This window comes from Variovorax sp. LARHSF232 (assembly GCF_052871435.1).
On the sequence record NZ_JBIXJS010000001.1, the window covers coordinates 901,871 to 917,347 of the forward strand.

A 15,477-nucleotide genomic window follows, 5' to 3' on the forward strand; every position below is an offset into this window, starting at 1 on the left:
GTCTCAGCGCAGCGCGTCGAGAAAGTCGAGCACCGCGCCGGCAAAGGCCTCGGGCAACTGGTCGGGCAGCGGCACCATGCCGCCCTCGATGTCGACGATGCGCGCATCGGGAAGATGCGCCGCCAGTTCGGCCGCATGCGCTGCGGCAAAAGGATCGCCCAGCGCGCGCAGCAGCAGCACGGGCTGCGTGATGCGGCCGACGCGCTCTTCCATGCGGTAGCTGGCGACGGCGCGATGCCCGCCTTCGAGATCGCCCAAAGCCTTCAGGCCGTCGAGGACGAAGGCTTCCAGCAAGTCCGGCCGATCCGCGGGATAGAAGCCCTGCCGGTTGCGCCACATCTGCACGAGGTGCGCGCCATCCGCGCTGCGCTGCACCGCGTCGATGGGCGGACGCTGCGCCCGGGCGATGCGAAAGGCCTCGTTGGTGAATGGCGTGGAGGACAGCACCAGCGCACCCACCCGCTCGGGAAAGGCCGCCGCCAGTTCGATCGCAATGACGCCACCGGTGTGGTGGCCCACCATGTGCGCGCGCTCGATGCCCAGCGCATCGAGCAGCTCCACCGCCACCCGCGCCCAGCGCTCGATGCTGGGCGCCCAGGGTGGCGGCGCCGAGTCGCCAAAACCCACCGTGTCCATCGCAATCGCATGAAAGCGCCGGCCGACGAGCGGCAGCACCGCCCGGAACTCGGCCCAGCTGCGCGGCGTCTGGTGCAGAAACAGCAGCGCCGGTGCGCCGGGCTCACCGCAGGCGGCGTAGTGGACCTGGCCGACCGACAGATCGGCAAAGGCGCGGCGGATGGGCGGCGCGTTCACGTCAGCTGCCGTTCAGTCGTTCGTTCGGGCAGCGGGCGCACGCCACAGGCCGGCATGCTTGAGCATGCCCAGCGTGCGCGACAGCACATCGCCGCGGTAGGCGGAAACATCGCGGCCCGCGTACTCGTAGAAGCCGCTGCCCGACTTCAAGCCCAGCCGGCCCTCTTCCATCATGCGGCCCAGGATGGCCGGCGCCTGGTAGCGCCCGGCGTCGATCGAGGCCGCCATCTCGCGGCTCGCATGGTGCAGGATGTCGGCGCCGCCGAAGTCGATGAACTCCACCACGCCCAGTGCTGCAAAACGCAGGCCCAGGCCGTAGCGCGTGGCCTTGTCGATTTCCTCCGCGGTGGCCGCGCCCTCCTCGATCATGCGGGCCGCCTCGTTCATCACCAGCGCCTGCAGGCGCGGCACGATGTAGCCAGGCGTGGGCCCGCACACCACCGGCAGCTTGCCGATTTCTTCCATCAATGCCTTGGCACGCGCCAGCACGGCGGGGTCGGTGCCGGCGTGGCAGCTCAGTTCCACCACCGGGATCACGTAGGCCGGGTTGAGCCAGTGGATGTTGAGAAAGCGCTGGGGCCGCTTCACGAACTGTGCGATCTGCGTGACGAGGATGCTGCTGGTGGTGGACGTGAGGATGGCGTCATCCGCGCAATGCGCGTTGATGTGCTCGAAGGCCTCGCGCTTGGCCTGCAGCGTTTCGGGCACGCCTTCGAACACCAGCTCGGCCGCCGCCAGCGCGCGCGGCGCGTCCGCGGCGCGCACCAGCTGCACACGCTGCGCGATGGCCTGAACCTGCTCGGCGCCAAGCGCGCCCAGCTTGGCAAGGCCGGCCAAGCTGCCTTCGATCTCGGCACGCGCTTCGGCGGCCAATGCCTGCCAGGCGGGCTCGCTGCGATCGCGCAGATCGACCAGCGAGACGCGATGGCCGGCGTAGGCAAAGGCGATGGCGATGCCACGCCCCATGCGCCCGGCACCGACTGCGACGACGCGCGGCGGATGCGCATCAGCTGCCGTCATGCAGACGCTCCTTCCGCGCGTCGCGCGACAAGCTCGAAAGGCCCAGTGCCTCGAAGGTGCGCGGCCCCTTGCGCAGATCGCGCCCGAGGAAGCCGCCGACGATGGCCAGCAGGCCATGCGCGATCGGCGCATCGACTCCCGCATGGCGCGCGGCCGAGGCCAGGAAGGCCAGGCCCAGCTCGGTGTCTTCGGTGATGTAGCGGTGCGCGTGCAGGTCGATGTGCTCGCGCCAGTCGCCGGATTTCACCAGCTTCTTGTGGGCATCGCCGTACATCCATTGGTCGTTGTCGTAGTGGTCGGCCAGCGGGTAGTGCGGGCCGGCATGGCCGAAGGCGTCGCGCACGGCGATCCGCTCGTGGTCGAGCCGGTCGGTGACGGCGCGCACGGCCGGCTGCGTGCCCTCGTTGTGGATGTCCCAGCGCTCGAAGTGCTGCAGCGGCGCGGCGTTCATCACCATCAGCGGCGGATGAATGATGGGCCCGGCGTTCATCAGCGCGCCCGACAGCGCATCGCCGCAGCCATGCACCGCCGGATAGGCCTGACGGATCACCTCGATCGCCGCCTTCTCCTTGCGCGCCGGATAAACGCCGGTGGGCAGGTGAATGGCGCGGATGGTGACGTTGACCTCGCGCTCGCCGTGCTTGCGCGCCAGGTAGGGCAGCGTTCCGGTCTCGGCCCAGGCCACGTCGGCGCGGTTGCCTGCCGCGCGCACGATCTGCGCCATGACGTAGCTGCCAAAGGTGCCGGGCGGCAGGAACACCACCTGGCCGTCCACCAGGTGCGGCGCCATGGCCCGGGCGATGTCGGCCTGCGCGATGGCGGGCGACGGGATGAGGACGAGTTCGGCGCCGCGCAGGGCATCGCCGATGCTGGCGCTGGCAAGCGCAATCTTCACGTCGCGCGCACCTTGCGCGTCCTTCAGCCGGATCGAGCCCGCCTCGATCACCGCGGCCAGCGCCGCTGCGTCGCGGCGCCACAGGCGCACTTCATGGCCGGCTTCGGACAGGTCGGCGGCGGCGGCGTAGCAGCCATGGCCTCCACCCAGGATGGCGATTTTCATGAACGGGCACTCCACGACAGGAAGGGGATGGATCGAGCACGTACATTACTTTTCAAATGTTTAGGTGTCAATTAGTCTTGGCCCGCGCCCGCTGCTCCAGATGCGCCACCAACAGCCGCGCCGCCGGCGACAGATGCTTCTCGTCGTGGAAGCAGATGGCAAAGCGGCGCCGCGCCCAATCGTCGCTGAGCGGCATCATCTTCAGCCCGAAGGCGGTCGCGACCGGCTCGGCCACTTCGCGCGGAACGACGGCAATGCCCAGGTTGGCGCGCACGCAACGCAAGGCGGCATCGAAGGTCGTCACCACGGCGCGATAGCTCAACGGGCGGCCGATGATGGCGGCGGCGCGCGCCAGCATGGTGTGCACCGCGGTCGAGGCCGGCAGGCCGACGTGGTCGAAATCCAGGGTGTCCTCGAAGGCGCAGCGCTTGCGCCGGGCCAGCGGGTGCGAGGGGTGCGCGACGACGGCCAGCTGGTCCCCGCGGTAGCGGCGTGTCTGCAGGCCCTCCAGGTCTGCCGCGTCCCAGCACACGCCCAGCGGCGCCAGCCCCTCGCGGATGCCGCGCACCAGGTCGCGACTCAGGGTCTCCTCGATGTCGATGCGGATGTCGCGGTGTGCTGGCATCTGCAGGAAGTCTGCAATATCGTCGGGCAGGAACTCGGCGATGGACGAAACCGTCGCCAGCACGCGCACCTGCCCCTTGATGCCCTTGCCATAGGCCGACATGTCGCGCGCCACGCGGTCGGCGCTGGCCAGCATGGCGCGCGCGTGCTCCAACAGGATCTCGCCGGCCCCGGTGGGCACCACGCCGCGCCGCTTGCGCTCGAGCAGCACGTTGCCCACCACCCCTTCGAGTTGGGCGATGCGCTTGCTGATGGCCGAGGGCACGAGGTTTTGCAGCTCGGCGGCGCGGGCGATGTTGCGGGTCTCGCAGACGGTGACGAAGAGGCGCAGACTGGTCAGGTCGAGGTCGTGCATGGCGGCAGTACGAGAGTTTCCAATCAGGAATGTCTAGCGTGCCAAATTAGCGCTTTAGGGATCAGCTGGGAATCCCTAAAGTCTGCTCCACGAATGGAGACAAGAGACATGCAGCCCCAGCACCCGCGCCTGCCCGCCACCGCCGTGATCCGCGAGGTGGGCCTGCGCGACGGCTTGCAGAGCATCGCCACCATCCTCGCCACCGAGCACAAGAAGGCGTGGATCCGCGCCGCGCACGCAGCCGGCCAGCGCGAGATCGAGGTCGGCTCGTTCGTGCCGGCGCGCCTGCTGCCGCAATTGGCGGACACGGCCGCACTGGTTGACTTCGCCAAGACGCTGCCTGCGCTCTTCGTCTCGGTGCTGGTCCCCAACTTGCGCGGCGCCGAGAGCGCCATCGCCTCGCAGGCCGACCTGATGATCGTGCCGCTCTCGGCCAGCCACGCCCACAGCCTGGCCAACTTGCGCAAGACGCCTGACGAAGTGGTGACGGAGGTGGCGCGCATCCGCGCCGCCCGCGACGCTGCTGGCGCCAAGACCCTGATCGAAGGCGGCGTCGGCACCGCCTTCGGCTGCACGCTGCAGGGCGAGGTGAAGAAGAGCGAGGTGCTGCGCCTGATGCAGGCCTTGCTCGACGCCGGCGCCGACCGGGTGAGCCTGGCCGATACGGTCGGCTATGCCGATCCGGCCATGGTGCGCGCGCTGTTCGAAGAAGCGTTGAAGATCGCCGGCGAGCGCTTCTGGTGCGGCCACTTCCACGACACGCGCGGCCTGGGCCTGGCCAACGTCTACGCCGCGCTCGAGGTCGGCGTGCACCGCTTCGACGCCTGCCTGGCCGGCATCGGCGGCTGCCCGCATGCCCCCGGCGCCAGTGGCAACGTATCGACCGAAGACCTGGCCTACATGCTCGGCAGCATGGGGCTCGCCACCGGCGTCGACATCGGCCAGTTGCTGGCGCTGCGCCAACGCGTGGCCGGCTGGCTGCAGGGCGAGACCCTGCATGGTTCGCTGTGGCAGGCCGGCCTGCCCAAAACTTTCAACGCATTTCCGACCCCCACATGACAAGCATCCCTGCCCTGCCCCTGGCCGGCATCCGCGTCCTCGAGTTCACCCACATGGTGATGGGCCCGACCTGCGGCATGATCCTGGCCGATCTCGGCGCCGAGGTCATCAAGATCGAGCCGCCCGGCGGCGACAAGACGCGCCAGCTGCCCGGCCTGGGCATCGGCTTCTTTCGCTCCTTCAATCGCAACAAGAAGAGCGTGGTGCTCGACATCACCAGCGAGGAAGGACGCGCCACCGCCACCGAGCTGGCCGGCCAGTGCGACGTGGTGCTGGAGAACTTCCGCCCCGGCCTGATGGAAAAGCTGGGCCTGGACTACGCCACGCTTTGCAAGCGCTATCCGCGCCTGATCTACGTCACGCACAAGGGCTTTCTGCCGGGCCCCTACGAGAACCGGCTGGCGCTCGACGAGGTGGTGCAGATGATGGGCGGCCTGTCGTACATGACCGGACCGGTGGGCCGTCCGCTGCGCGCCGGCACCTCGGTCAACGACATCATGGGCGGCATGTTCGGCGCCATCGGCGTGCTGGCCGCACTGCGCGAACGCGAGACCACCGGCCGCGGCCAGGAAGTGCAAAGCGCCCTGTTCGAGAACTGCGTGTTCCTGAGCGCACAGCACATGCAGCAGTTCCTGATGACCGGCGAGCCGCCGCCGCCCATGCCCTCGCGCGTGTCGGCCTGGAGCGTGTACGACGTGTTCACGCTGGCGGAAGGCGCGCAGCTCTTCATCGGCGCGGTCAGCGACAAGCAGTTCGCCACCCTGTGCCGAGTGCTGCAACGCCCCGATCTGCTGGACGTGCCGGCCTATCGCGACAACGCCGCGCGGGTGGCGGTGCGGCCGCAGCTGCTGGCCCAGCTCGGCGAAATCCTGGCGCAGCACCAGGTGGAGGCGCTGGCACCGAGGCTGGAGGCGGCCGGCATTCCCTATGCGCCCATCGTGCGCCCCGAACAGCTGGTGCAGGACCCGCACCTCAAGGCCAGCGGCGGGCTGGTGCCGATGCAGACGGAAGACGGCGGCAGCACCGAAGTCGTGCTGCTGCCGCTCATGATGGGCGGACGCCGGCCGGGCGTGCGCTCGCCGCTGCCGAAGGCGGGCGAGCACACCGAGGAAGTGTTGGCGATGCTGGCCTCGCGCCGGCAAGCGGCCTAGGGCCTGAACAGGCCCCAACCCCGTTGAAAACGAAGGAGACAAGACATGAATGAGCACCACGTCACCCGCCGCGCGCTGTTGGGCCTGGGCCTGGGCGCCTCCACCCTGGCGCTCGGCGCCTTCCCGGCCCTGGCCCAGGGCTCCGACAAGCCGATCCGCATGGTGCTGCCCATCAGCGCCGGCTCGGGCGTGGACACCATCGCGCGCGCCGTCGCACCGGCCCTCACCAAGTCCTTCGGGCAGCCGGTGGTGATCGAGAACCTGCCCGGCGCCGGCGGCATCACCGGCGCCGCGGTGGTGGCCAAGGCGGCGCCGGACGGCTCGACCCTGGGCCTGTTCTCCAACAACCACGTGATCAACCCGGCCGTGTACAAGAAGATGCCCTTCGACGCAGTGAACGACTTCACCCCGATCAGCGTGATCGGCGCCACGCCGCTGGTGCTGGTGGCCACCAGGTCGCTGCCGGCCAGGAACGTGAAGGAACTGGTGGCGCTGCTCAAGGCCAAGCCCGACGACTACAACATGGCCTCGTCAGGCAACGGCACCATCATCCACCTGGCGGGCGTGCTGTTTCTGGAACAGGCCGGCGTGCAGGCGCGCCACATCCCCTACAAGGGCACCGGGCCGATGGTGACCGACCTGGTGGGCGGCCAGGTGCAGTTCGGCGTGGTCGCGTTGCCGGCCATCCAGCAGCACATCAAGAGCGGGGCGGTGGTGGCCATCGGCCTGTGCGGCGCGACCCGCTCGCCGGCCGCGCCCGAGGTCCCCACCATCGCCGAACAGGGCCTGCCCGATTACGACGTGGCGGGCTGGTTTGCCGTCGTCGGGCCCGCCAGGATGCCGGCCGCGGAAGTCGCGCGCACCCACGATGCCTTTGTCAAGGCCTTCGCCAGCCCCGAGGTCGCGGAAGCCATGGCCAAGCAGGGCAACGTGGTCAAGCCCAGTTCGCCCGAGGACGCCACCAGGTTCTTTCGCAGCGAGGCCGCCCGCTACGCGGCGCTGGCCAGGAAGGCCAACGTGTCGCTGGACTGAAAACACGCCCGCCGACGAAGGGGCGTGCGCTTTGGCGCTCGAGGCGCTACGCTCGCGACGCGCGGCTTGCGCGTGTCCTTCGACAGGAGCTCGACGATGATTCTCGGACTCACCCTCTTGGGCGCCATCCATACCCTCATCAGCCTTGTCGCGGTGGGGGCAGGCATCTGGGCTTTCGTGCGCGACAAGGCCGTCGTTCCCGACACCAGCCTGGGCAAGACCTATGTCTGGGCCACGGTGCTGACCTGCCTGACCGGCTTCGGCATCTTCCGGCATGGCGGCTTCGGCGCGCCGCATGCGCTGGGCATCATCACCTTGCTGGTCCTCGCGCTCGCCACCTTTGCATGGCGCCGCAAGCCGCATGGGGCCGCCTGGGCCTATGTGGCGACCGCCTGCTATTCGCTGACCTTCTTCTTTCACATGATCCCGGGCTTCACGGAGACCTTTACCCGGCTGCCGGTGGGCGCGCCGCTGTTCAGCGGCCCGGATGATCCGGCGCTGCAAAAGGTCATCGGGGTGGTGTTTGTGGTCTTTCTTGCGGGCCTGACTTGGCAGCTCGTTCGCCTGCACAAGGCGCGCGGCATCTATCCCACGCCCGGGGCTGCCTGAGGCGCTACTCGCTGGGGACGCGGATGTTGGGAAAGGTATCCGCGATCTGCTTGCGCACGACGTCGGCGTCGTACCAGCAGAGCACCCCCGGCTCTTCGTCACGCGTCAGCTTGTGCGTGCCATCGCAGAAGGGCTGGGTGGCCGACAGGCCGCAGCCGCACATGTATTGCGTCTCGCCGCCGATGGTCACCGGATAGGGTTTGCTGCGCGTGCGCATCACCAGTCTCGTCATGATGGCCTCCTACAGGTGGTTCCGACGATTCCGGTATTGTCCGCCCGGCGCGGCAGCGGGATGCACCAATGAAAAAAAGCCGCTGATCAACAGCGGCTTTTTTACTTTGCTTTTGGCGGAACCGGAGGGATTCGAACCCTCGATGAGGCTCTACACCCCATACTCCCTTAGCAGGGGAGCACCTTCGGCCACTCGGTCACAGTTCCGTAAGTCTGCAATTATGCCACCATCTTAGGCGGCCACCTGGTCCAGATCAAAGGCTTTGTGCAGTGCGCGCACGGCCAGTTCCATGTACTTCTCGTCGATCACGACCGAGGTCTTGATCTCGCTGGTGGAAATCATCTGGATGTTGATGCCCTCTTCGCTCAGCACGCGGAACATCTTGCTGGCCACGCCGACGTGGCTGCGCATGCCGATGCCCACGATGCTGACCTTGCAGATCTTGGCGTCGCCTTCGACGATCGCGGCGCCCAGGACCGGCAGCACCTTGGTCTTGAGCAGGTCCACGGTCTTGCTGTAGTCGTTGCGATGTACCGTGAAGCTGAAGTCGGTCTTGCCGTCCTTACTCAGGTTCTGGATGATCACATCGACTTCGATGTTGGCGTCGGCCACGGCGCCCAGGATTTGGTAGGCGATGCCGGGCTTGTCAGGCACGCCCAGCACCGAGATCTTGGCTTCGTCGCGGTTGAACGCGATGCCCGATACGACGGCTTGTTCCATGTTTTCGTCTTCCTCGAAAGTGATCAGCGTGCCGGATGCGGCTTCTTCGTTGATGTCGATGTCCCAGGGCGTGAAGCTGGACAGCACGCGCAGCGGCACCTTGTACTTGCCGGCGAATTCCACCGAGCGGATCTGCAGCACCTTGGAGCCCAGGCTGGCCATTTCCAGCATCTCTTCGAAGCTCACGGTCTTCATGCGACGCGCGTCGGGTTCGACCCGCGGGTCGGTGGTGTAGACGCCGTCGACGTCGGTGAAGATCAGGCACTCGTCGGCGCGCATGGCGGCCGCCACGGCCACCGCCGAGGTGTCGCTGCCGCCGCGGCCCAAGGTGGTGATGTTGCCGCTTTCGTCCACGCCCTGGAAGCCGGTGATCACGACGACCTTGCCCGCCTCGAGGTCGGCGCGCACGCGCTCGTCGTCGATGCTCTCGATGCGCGCCTTGGTATAGCTGTTGTCGGTTTTCACCTGCACCTGCCAGCCGGCGTAGCTGACGGACTCGACGCCTTCGGCCTGCAGCGCAATGGCCAGCAGCGCCGACGAGGCCTGCTCGCCGGTGGAGGCCAGCATGTCGAGCTCGCGGCCGTATGCGGGGTCCGGCTTGCTGGGCGCCAGTTCCTTGGCCAGGCCCAAGAGGCGATTGGTCTCGCCGCTCATGGCACTGGGAACCACCACCATCTGGTGGCCGGCACGGTGCCACTTGGCCACGCGTTTGGCGACATTGCGGATGCGCTCGGTCGAGCCCATCGACGTACCGCCGTATTTATGAACGATCAATGCCATGGGTGAGTGTCTTGGAGAAAGGGGGCAGCGCGCCTACAGCGGTCAGCGCGAAGGCTTCGCCGAGGGCGCGACATTGTACCAATCGAGCACGGCCCCCACCCGATCGACGAAGCCGGTGCCCACCTTGATGTGCACCCGGTGGCCGCGCGTGCGGCAGGCGTCCACCTGGCCCAGCAGTTCTTCCAGCTGCGCGCTGCTGGGCGTGCAGCGGTGCATGCGCAGCAGCCAGTGGCGCAGCACGTTGGCCTGGCGCGCACGCGACAAGCCCTGCAGCGCCGCAATGGCGGGTGGCGCGCCGACGGTGGCCAGGTCCTGCTCGGCCAGTTCCACCAGCAGCGCCTGCGCCTGCGCGGCGTGGCTGGCCGAGCGGGCAAAGGTGCCGCGAAACTGCGGAAAGACCTGCTCCAGCGCCGGCAGCACCGTGCCGCGAATGCGGTTGCGCGTGTAGCGCGCGTCGCCGTTGCTCGGGTCATCGATCCAGGTCACGCCCTGGGCGCGCAGCCAGGCGCGAATCTCGTTGCCACCCAGCTGCAGGAAGGGCCGGTGATAGATCAGGCCCTCGCGCCGCGCCAGCGCCGGCATGGCCGACAGACCCGACAGGCCGGCCCCGCGCGAGAGCGCCAGCAGGATGGTCTCGACCTGATCGTCGGCATGGTGGGCCAGGGCCACGTCCTTGACGGCAACGCCCGTCTCGCGCGCCAGCTCCACGAAGGAGGCATAGCGGGCACGCCGCGCCGCGTCTTCAGGGCTTTCGCCGCTGGCGTGGCGCGCGTCCACGCGCCGCACCGCCAGCGGCACGGAAAGCTGGTCGCAGAAGGCGCGGCAGTGCTGCTCGAAGCCATCCGCAGCGACCTGCAGACCGTGATGCACATGAAAGGCATGAACCTGACCCGGCCAGCGCCGGGCGCAAGCCAGCAGCAGCGCGGTGGAATCCGCGCCGCCGCTGAAGCCCACGGCCAGCGGCAGGCCGGGCTCGAAGGCCGCAACGGCATGCTCGACGGGGGTCACGATGTTTTCCCATGCCGGCATGAATGGCATGGCGTTTGGGGGCGGTGGCGGGCAGCAGAATGCATGCGCGCATTGTGCGGTGTTGGCGCTGCGCGCCGAAGGAGTCGATTCATGTGGAAACTGGGCACCTTGTGGTTCTCGCTGCGCAAGGAGTTGGCGCTGGCCTGGGCCATGCTGCGCAATCCGGGCACGCCGGGCGCGTCCAAGCTGGCGATCCTGGCGGCCGGGCTCTATGTGCTGAGCCCGCTGGATCTGGTGTCCGACCTGCTGCCGGTGCTGGGCTGGATCGACGACGGCGTGGTGGCCGTGCTGCTGCTGCGCCTGGCGGCCCGATGGATGCCGAGCGAGCTGCATGCGGCGCTGAAGGAACGCGTCGCACGGCGCAGCGCGCGCTGAGGAAAAAAATGAAAAAGGGACCGAGGTCCCCTTTTTACTTCGTGTCGGCCCGGGTGTCCGAGAAGCGGCCGTAGCTCTGCAGGCGCTCGTAGCGGCGCTCCAGCAGTTCGCGCGGCTTCAGGTCGCTCACCTGGCGATAGGCATCGCCCAGGGCGCGCTTGAGGAAGACCGCCATCTGGCGGTGATCGCGGTGCGCGCCGCCCACCGGCTCGTTCACGATCTTGTCGATCAGGCCCAGCGCCTTCAGGCGGTGCGCCGTGATGCCCAGCGCATCGGCCGCTTCCTGCGCCTTGTCGCTGGTCTTCCAGAGAATGGAAGCGCAGCCTTCCGGGCTGATCACCGAGTAGATGGAGTACTGCAGCATCACCACCTGGTCGCCCACCGAAATGGCCAGCGCGCCGCCGGAGCCGCCCTCCCCGATGATGGTGACGATGATCGGCACCTCGAGCTGCGCCATCTCGAAGATGTTGCGGCCGATGGCCTCGGACTGGCCGCGCTCCTCCGCGTCGATGCCCGGATAGGCACCGGGCGTGTCGACGAAGGTGAAGACCGGCAGCTTGAACTTCTCGGCCGTCTTCATCAGGCGCAGCGCCTTGCGGTAGCCCTCGGGCTTGCTCATGCCGAAGTTGCGGGCGGTGCGCTCCTTGGTGTCGCGGCCCTTCTGATGGCCGAGCACCATGCAGGGCGTGCCGTTGAAGCGCGCCAGGCCGCCGACGATCGACAGGTCGTCCGAGAAATGACGGTCGCCGTGCAGCTCGACGAAATCGGTGAAGATCTCGTTCACGTAGTCGAGCGTGTACGGACGCTCCGGATGGCGCGCAATCTTCGTGATCCGCCAGGGCGACAGATCGCTGTAGATGTCCTTGGTGAGCTGAAGGCTCTTCTTGCTCAGCTGATCGATTTCTTCCGAGATGTCGACCGCCGATTCGGTCTGCACATAGCGCAGTTCTTCGATTTTTGATTCGAGCTCCGCAATGGGCTGCTCAAAGTCGAGGAAGGTTCGTTTCGCCAACGTCTTCTCCTGTAATTAGTACGCAACCGGCACCGGTTCGAGCGATCGCCAAATATACCAAGTCGCCACGCTGCAAAAAGGTGCCCAGGCCACGGCGACCTCGCGGGCATCGCTGCGGCTGACGGGGTCGCCGGAAAAATAGTTGTGGCTGATGCCGTTGATGAGCCCCACGTCATCCAACGGCAGGATGTTGGGGCGCATCAGGTGGAACATGAGGAACATCTCGGCCGTCCAGCGGCCGATGCCGCGGATCGCCACCAGCTCGGCAATGATCTGCTCGTCGTCCATGTCCTTCCAGGCGTCGACGTGCACGGTGCCATTGTCGAAGTGCAGCGCCAGGTCCACCAGGTACTCGACCTTGCGCGCCGACAAGCCGGCGGCGCGCATGTCGTCCACCTTGAGCTTGAGCACGTTGCCCGGCGTCAGGCGCCGGGGCAGATCGGCAAAGCGGTCCCACACCGATTGCGCCGCTTTCACCGAAATCTGCTGGCCCACGATGCTGCGCGCCAGGGTGGTGAAGGCGTCGCCGCGCGACTCCAGGCAGGCGTCGCCGAACTGCGGAATGAGGCGCTTCATGACCCGGTCCTTCTTGGCCAGGTGCTTGCAGGCATCGTCCCAGTAGTCGGGCGTGAAGATCTTGATCGGCGGGCTCTTCGAGGCGGTCGTCTTGCTGGTGGCCGCGTTCATTTGACAACCGTCCAAGTGGTGCCCGAGGGCGAGTCCTTGAGCTCGATGCCCTGCGCCAGGAGATCCTTGCGGATGCGGTCGGCCTCGGCAAAGTTCTTGGCGGCCTTGGCCTGCGCGCGCTGCTCGATCAATGCCAGGATGGTCGCCTCGTCCAGACTGGCACCGGCGCGCAGGAAGGCTTCGGGCGCGTCCTGAAGAATGCCGAGCGTGCCGCCCAAGGCACGCATCAGGCCGGCAAGTTGCGCGGCTTCTTCATCGCGGGTGGCGCGATTGATATCGCCGGCCAGTTCGAACAGCACGGCAACGGCTTCGGGCGTGCCGAAGTCTTCGTTCATTGCCGCCTTGAAGCGGGCAGCATGGGGCTCGCTCCAGTCGATCGACGGCACGGGCGCCGGCTGCACCCGCTGCAGCGCCGTGTACAGGCGCTTGAGCGAAGCGCGCGCATCCTGCAGGTGCACGTCGCTGTAGTTCAGCGGGCTGCGGTAGTGCGCGCGCAGCACGAAGAAGCGGATGGTCTCGGCGTCGAAGACTTTCAACACATCGCGAATGAGGAAGAAGTTGCCCAGGCTCTTGGACATCTTCTCGTCGTCGATGTTGATGAAGCCGTTGTGCATCCACACGCGCGCCAGCGGCTTGCCATGTGCGCCTTCGCTCTGGGCGATTTCGTTTTCGTGATGGGGAAACTGCAAGTCTGCGCCGCCGGCGTGAATGTCCAGCGTCTCACCTAGCAACTCGCAGGCCATGGCGGAGCACTCGATGTGCCAGCCCGGGCGGCCCGGACCGAATTCGCTGGGCCACTTCACCTCGGCCGGCTCATCGGCCTTGGCGCTCTTCCACAGCACCGGGTCGAGCGGATCGTCCTTGCCTTCCAGCACGGCCACGCGCTCGCCGGCATGCAGTTCGTCCAGCGTCTTGCCCGACAGCTTGCCGTAGCCGGGGAACTTGCGCACCGCGTAGTTCACGTCGCCATTTGACGAACGATAGGCCAGGCCCTTGCCCTCGAGCGTGGCGATCATCGACAGCATCTGCGGCACGTACTCGGTGGCGCGCGGCTCGTGCGTGGGGCGCTCGATGCGAAGCGCATCGGCGTCCTCGTGCAGCGCGTCGATCATGCGGTTGGTCAGGCTGCGGATGCTCTCGCCGTTCTCCACCGCGCGCTTGATGATCTTGTCGTCCACGTCGGTGATGTTGCGCACGTAGTTCACGCGATAGCCGCTGGCCTTGAGCCAGCGCTGCACGACGTCGAAGGCGATCATCGAGCGCGCATGGCCCAGGTGACAGTAGTCGTACACGGTCATGCCGCACACGTACATGCGGACTTCGCCCGGCCTCAACGGCAAAAAAATCTCCAGCTCACGCGAGAGCGTGTTGTAGATGCGCAAACTCATGGGGTTCGAAAGGCGTCGCTTTTTAGGCGCCCGCGCACGACAGATGCAGCAGGCGAAGCACGCTTTATTTCAGGAAAGGGGAGGTGTGGCAAGAGGGAGTGTCAGCAACCCCCTCGGCTACAATGCCCCGCAGTATAAACGGCCTGTGCCGTGCGCATTTCGGTTGTTTCGAGCCTTGCCGCGAAACCCGACTCCCACTCCCGAGGCTTCATGCAGCAGGTCGCAGTTCCACGCATCCTCCCCCGATCTTTCGTCCTCGCGGCATTGCTCGCCGTCGTTTTTCTGTGTCTTGCCGGCAACGCCCGCGCCGACCAATACGCGGACGTCAACGCGCTGCTGCGGCAAGGCCGCACCGATGAGGCGCTGACCAAGGCCGACACCTACATCGCCGGCAAGCCGCGCGATCCGCAGATGCGCTTTCTGCGCGGCGTGATCCTCACCGAGCAGGGCAAGCAAGCCGAGGCCACCAGCGCCTTCGTGGCGCTGACGCAAGAATTCCCCGAGCTGCCCGAGCCCTACAACAACCTGGCCGCCCTGTACGCCGCGCAAAGCCAGTTCGGCAAGGCGCGCGACGCCCTGGAAACCGCCATCAAGCTCAACCCCGGCTACGCCACGGCGCACGAGAACCTGGGCGATGTCTATGTGCGGCTGGCGGCCCAGTCCTACGGACGCGCGCAGCAACTCGAAAAGGGCAACGCGACCGCGGCGCCCAAGCTGGCGCTGCTGCGCGAGGTGTTCCTGCCCAAGCCGGCCGTCAAGCCGTCGGCCAAGGGCGCTGCCAGCACCGGGGCGGACACCACCAGCGCCCCGGCGGCCGGGACGTCGCCGGTACGCTAGGCTCCTGCGCCAGGCGGCGCTTTTGCAGCGCCCCTTTGCCCCGCTTTTTGTCCAACCTTGTTTCAGAAAGAGACGCTTTGGCCCTGAACACTCCCGTCCTTGCGCGCCGCATGGCGCTGGCCCTCTCCTGCAGCCTGCTGCTTGGCAGCGCAAGCGCCTTCGCACAATTGCAATCGCCCACTGCGGCCGCGCCGCGCGTCAAGCTGGCCACCTCCGCCGGCGACATCGTGGTCGAGCTGGCACCCGACAAGGCGCCCAAGACGGTGCAGAACTTCCTCACGTACGTGAAGGACAAGCACTACGACGGCACGGTCTTCCACCGCGTGATTGACGGGTTCATGATCCAGGGTGGCGGCTACACCGCCGACCTGGCGCAAAAGCCCACCCGCGATGCGATTCCTCTGGAAGCCAGCAACGGCCTGAAAAACGACACCTACACCATTGCCATGGCGCGCACCGGCAATCCGAACTCGGCCACCTCGCAGTTCTTCATCAACGTGAAGAACAACGACATGCTCAATGCCCCCAACCCCGACGGCTACGGCTATACCGTGTTCGGCAAGGTGGTGGCCGGCCAGGACGTGATCGACAAGATCCGCGCCGTCCCTACCGGCAACAAGGGCGGCATGCAGAACGTGCCGCTCGCCCCCGTCATCATTCAATCCGCCACCTTGGCGAAGTAACCACAAGGAGC

At 67.2% G+C, this 15,477-nt stretch carries 17 protein-coding genes and 1 tRNA gene; 7 read left to right on the top strand and 11 right to left on the bottom strand.

Annotated elements, in window-relative coordinates; all coding sequences use genetic code 11:
• Positions 1-3: 3 nt before the first annotated feature.
• The 4 genes from ACIPRI_RS04235 to ACIPRI_RS04250 form a co-directional block, all read right to left on the bottom strand.
• The gene (locus ACIPRI_RS04235; RefSeq protein WP_446588808.1) at positions 4-813 is read right to left on the bottom strand and encodes an alpha/beta fold hydrolase; all 810 of its coding nucleotides are present in this window, start codon (positions 811-813) and stop codon (positions 4-6) included.
• 12 nt (positions 814-825) lie between these two features.
• Positions 826-1,833 carry a 3-hydroxybutyryl-CoA dehydrogenase gene (locus ACIPRI_RS04240; RefSeq protein WP_446588810.1) on the bottom strand — a complete coding sequence of 336 codons (1,008 nt, stop codon included), beginning with the start codon at positions 1,831-1,833 and terminating at the stop codon, positions 826-828.
• Positions 1,820-2,893 carry an NAD/NADP octopine/nopaline dehydrogenase family protein gene (locus ACIPRI_RS04245; RefSeq protein WP_446588812.1) on the bottom strand — a complete coding sequence of 358 codons (1,074 nt, stop codon included), beginning with the start codon at positions 2,891-2,893 and terminating at the stop codon, positions 1,820-1,822. The genes ACIPRI_RS04240 and ACIPRI_RS04245 overlap by 14 nt, the downstream gene beginning before the upstream one ends.
• 67 nt (positions 2,894-2,960) lie before the next feature.
• On the bottom strand, positions 2,961-3,872 hold the full coding sequence (locus ACIPRI_RS04250; protein ID WP_446588814.1) for a LysR family transcriptional regulator: 912 nt from the start codon (positions 3,870-3,872) through the stop codon (positions 2,961-2,963).
• A gap of 108 nt (positions 3,873-3,980) precedes the next feature.
• Between ACIPRI_RS04250 and ACIPRI_RS04255 the strand changes: the two genes are divergently transcribed.
• The 4 genes from ACIPRI_RS04255 (at position 3,981) to ACIPRI_RS04270 (ending at position 7,723) form a co-directional block, all read left to right on the top strand.
• On the top strand, positions 3,981-4,931 hold the full coding sequence (locus ACIPRI_RS04255; protein ID WP_446588816.1) for a hydroxymethylglutaryl-CoA lyase: 951 nt from the start codon (positions 3,981-3,983) through the stop codon (positions 4,929-4,931).
• On the top strand, positions 4,928-6,082 hold the full coding sequence (locus ACIPRI_RS04260) for a CaiB/BaiF CoA transferase family protein (RefSeq protein ID WP_446588818.1): 1,155 nt from the start codon (positions 4,928-4,930) through the stop codon (positions 6,080-6,082). Before ACIPRI_RS04255 ends, ACIPRI_RS04260 begins: the two co-directional genes overlap by 4 nt.
• A gap of 45 nt (positions 6,083-6,127) precedes the next feature.
• Positions 6,128-7,114, top strand: a complete 987-nt coding sequence (locus tag ACIPRI_RS04265; protein ID WP_446588820.1) for a Bug family tripartite tricarboxylate transporter substrate binding protein — start codon at positions 6,128-6,130, stop codon at positions 7,112-7,114.
• A 96-nt stretch (positions 7,115-7,210) separates the two neighbouring features.
• Complete coding sequence (locus tag ACIPRI_RS04270; protein ID WP_446588822.1) at positions 7,211-7,723, top strand: hypothetical protein; 513 nt, start codon at positions 7,211-7,213, stop codon at positions 7,721-7,723.
• A 4-nt stretch (positions 7,724-7,727) separates the two neighbouring features.
• Here the strand turns inward: ACIPRI_RS04270 and ACIPRI_RS04275 are convergent, their stop codons facing one another.
• The 4 genes from ACIPRI_RS04275 to tilS all read right to left on the bottom strand — a co-directional run bounded on the left by ACIPRI_RS04275 (position 7,728) and on the right by tilS (position 10,493).
• Complete coding sequence (locus tag ACIPRI_RS04275) at positions 7,728-7,955, bottom strand: CDGSH iron-sulfur domain-containing protein (RefSeq protein ID WP_446588824.1); 228 nt, start codon at positions 7,953-7,955, stop codon at positions 7,728-7,730.
• Positions 7,956-8,068: 113 nt separating this feature from the next.
• Positions 8,069-8,161: transfer RNA gene (locus tag ACIPRI_RS04280), tRNA-Ser, on the bottom strand.
• 25 nt (positions 8,162-8,186) lie between these two features.
• The gene (locus ACIPRI_RS04285; protein ID WP_446588826.1) at positions 8,187-9,455 is read right to left on the bottom strand and encodes an aspartate kinase; all 1,269 of its coding nucleotides are present in this window, start codon (positions 9,453-9,455) and stop codon (positions 8,187-8,189) included.
• 42 nt (positions 9,456-9,497) lie between these two features.
• Positions 9,498-10,493: a tRNA lysidine(34) synthetase TilS gene (gene tilS, locus ACIPRI_RS04290; protein ID WP_446588828.1), complete on the bottom strand. Its 996-nt coding sequence runs from the start codon at positions 10,491-10,493 to the stop codon at positions 9,498-9,500.
• Positions 10,494-10,574: 81 nt separating this feature from the next.
• On the opposite strand from tilS, the gene ACIPRI_RS04295 reads away from it, so the two are divergent.
• Complete coding sequence (locus ACIPRI_RS04295) at positions 10,575-10,859, top strand: YkvA family protein (RefSeq protein ID WP_446588830.1); 285 nt, start codon at positions 10,575-10,577, stop codon at positions 10,857-10,859.
• Between the two features lie 34 nt (positions 10,860-10,893).
• On the opposite strand, the gene ACIPRI_RS04300 is transcribed toward ACIPRI_RS04295, so the two are convergent.
• Genes ACIPRI_RS04300 through cysS form a run of 3 tightly spaced genes read right to left on the bottom strand, consistent with a single transcriptional unit; the run spans position 10,894 to position 13,946 of the window.
• A complete protein-coding gene (locus ACIPRI_RS04300; RefSeq protein ID WP_446588832.1) occupies positions 10,894-11,871 on the bottom strand; it encodes an acetyl-CoA carboxylase carboxyltransferase subunit alpha in 978 nt (325 codons plus the stop codon).
• Between the two features lie 15 nt (positions 11,872-11,886).
• Positions 11,887-12,558: a DNA-3-methyladenine glycosylase family protein gene (locus ACIPRI_RS04305; RefSeq protein WP_446588834.1), complete on the bottom strand. Its 672-nt coding sequence runs from the start codon at positions 12,556-12,558 to the stop codon at positions 11,887-11,889.
• A complete protein-coding gene (gene cysS, locus ACIPRI_RS04310; protein ID WP_446588836.1) occupies positions 12,555-13,946 on the bottom strand; it encodes a cysteine--tRNA ligase in 1,392 nt (463 codons plus the stop codon). The genes ACIPRI_RS04305 and cysS overlap by 4 nt, the downstream gene beginning before the upstream one ends.
• Before the next feature lie 264 nt (positions 13,947-14,210).
• Between cysS and ACIPRI_RS04315 the strand changes: the two genes are divergently transcribed.
• Together ACIPRI_RS04315 and ACIPRI_RS04320 are read left to right on the top strand one after the other, a co-directional pair.
• Positions 14,211-14,783 carry a tetratricopeptide repeat protein gene (locus ACIPRI_RS04315; RefSeq protein WP_446588838.1) on the top strand — a complete coding sequence of 191 codons (573 nt, stop codon included), beginning with the start codon at positions 14,211-14,213 and terminating at the stop codon, positions 14,781-14,783.
• A 110-nt stretch (positions 14,784-14,893) separates the two neighbouring features.
• Positions 14,894-15,466, top strand: coding sequence for a peptidylprolyl isomerase (locus ACIPRI_RS04320; RefSeq protein ID WP_446620378.1), 573 nt, complete (start codon positions 14,894-14,896; stop codon positions 15,464-15,466).
• Positions 15,467-15,477 lie beyond the last annotated feature (11 nt).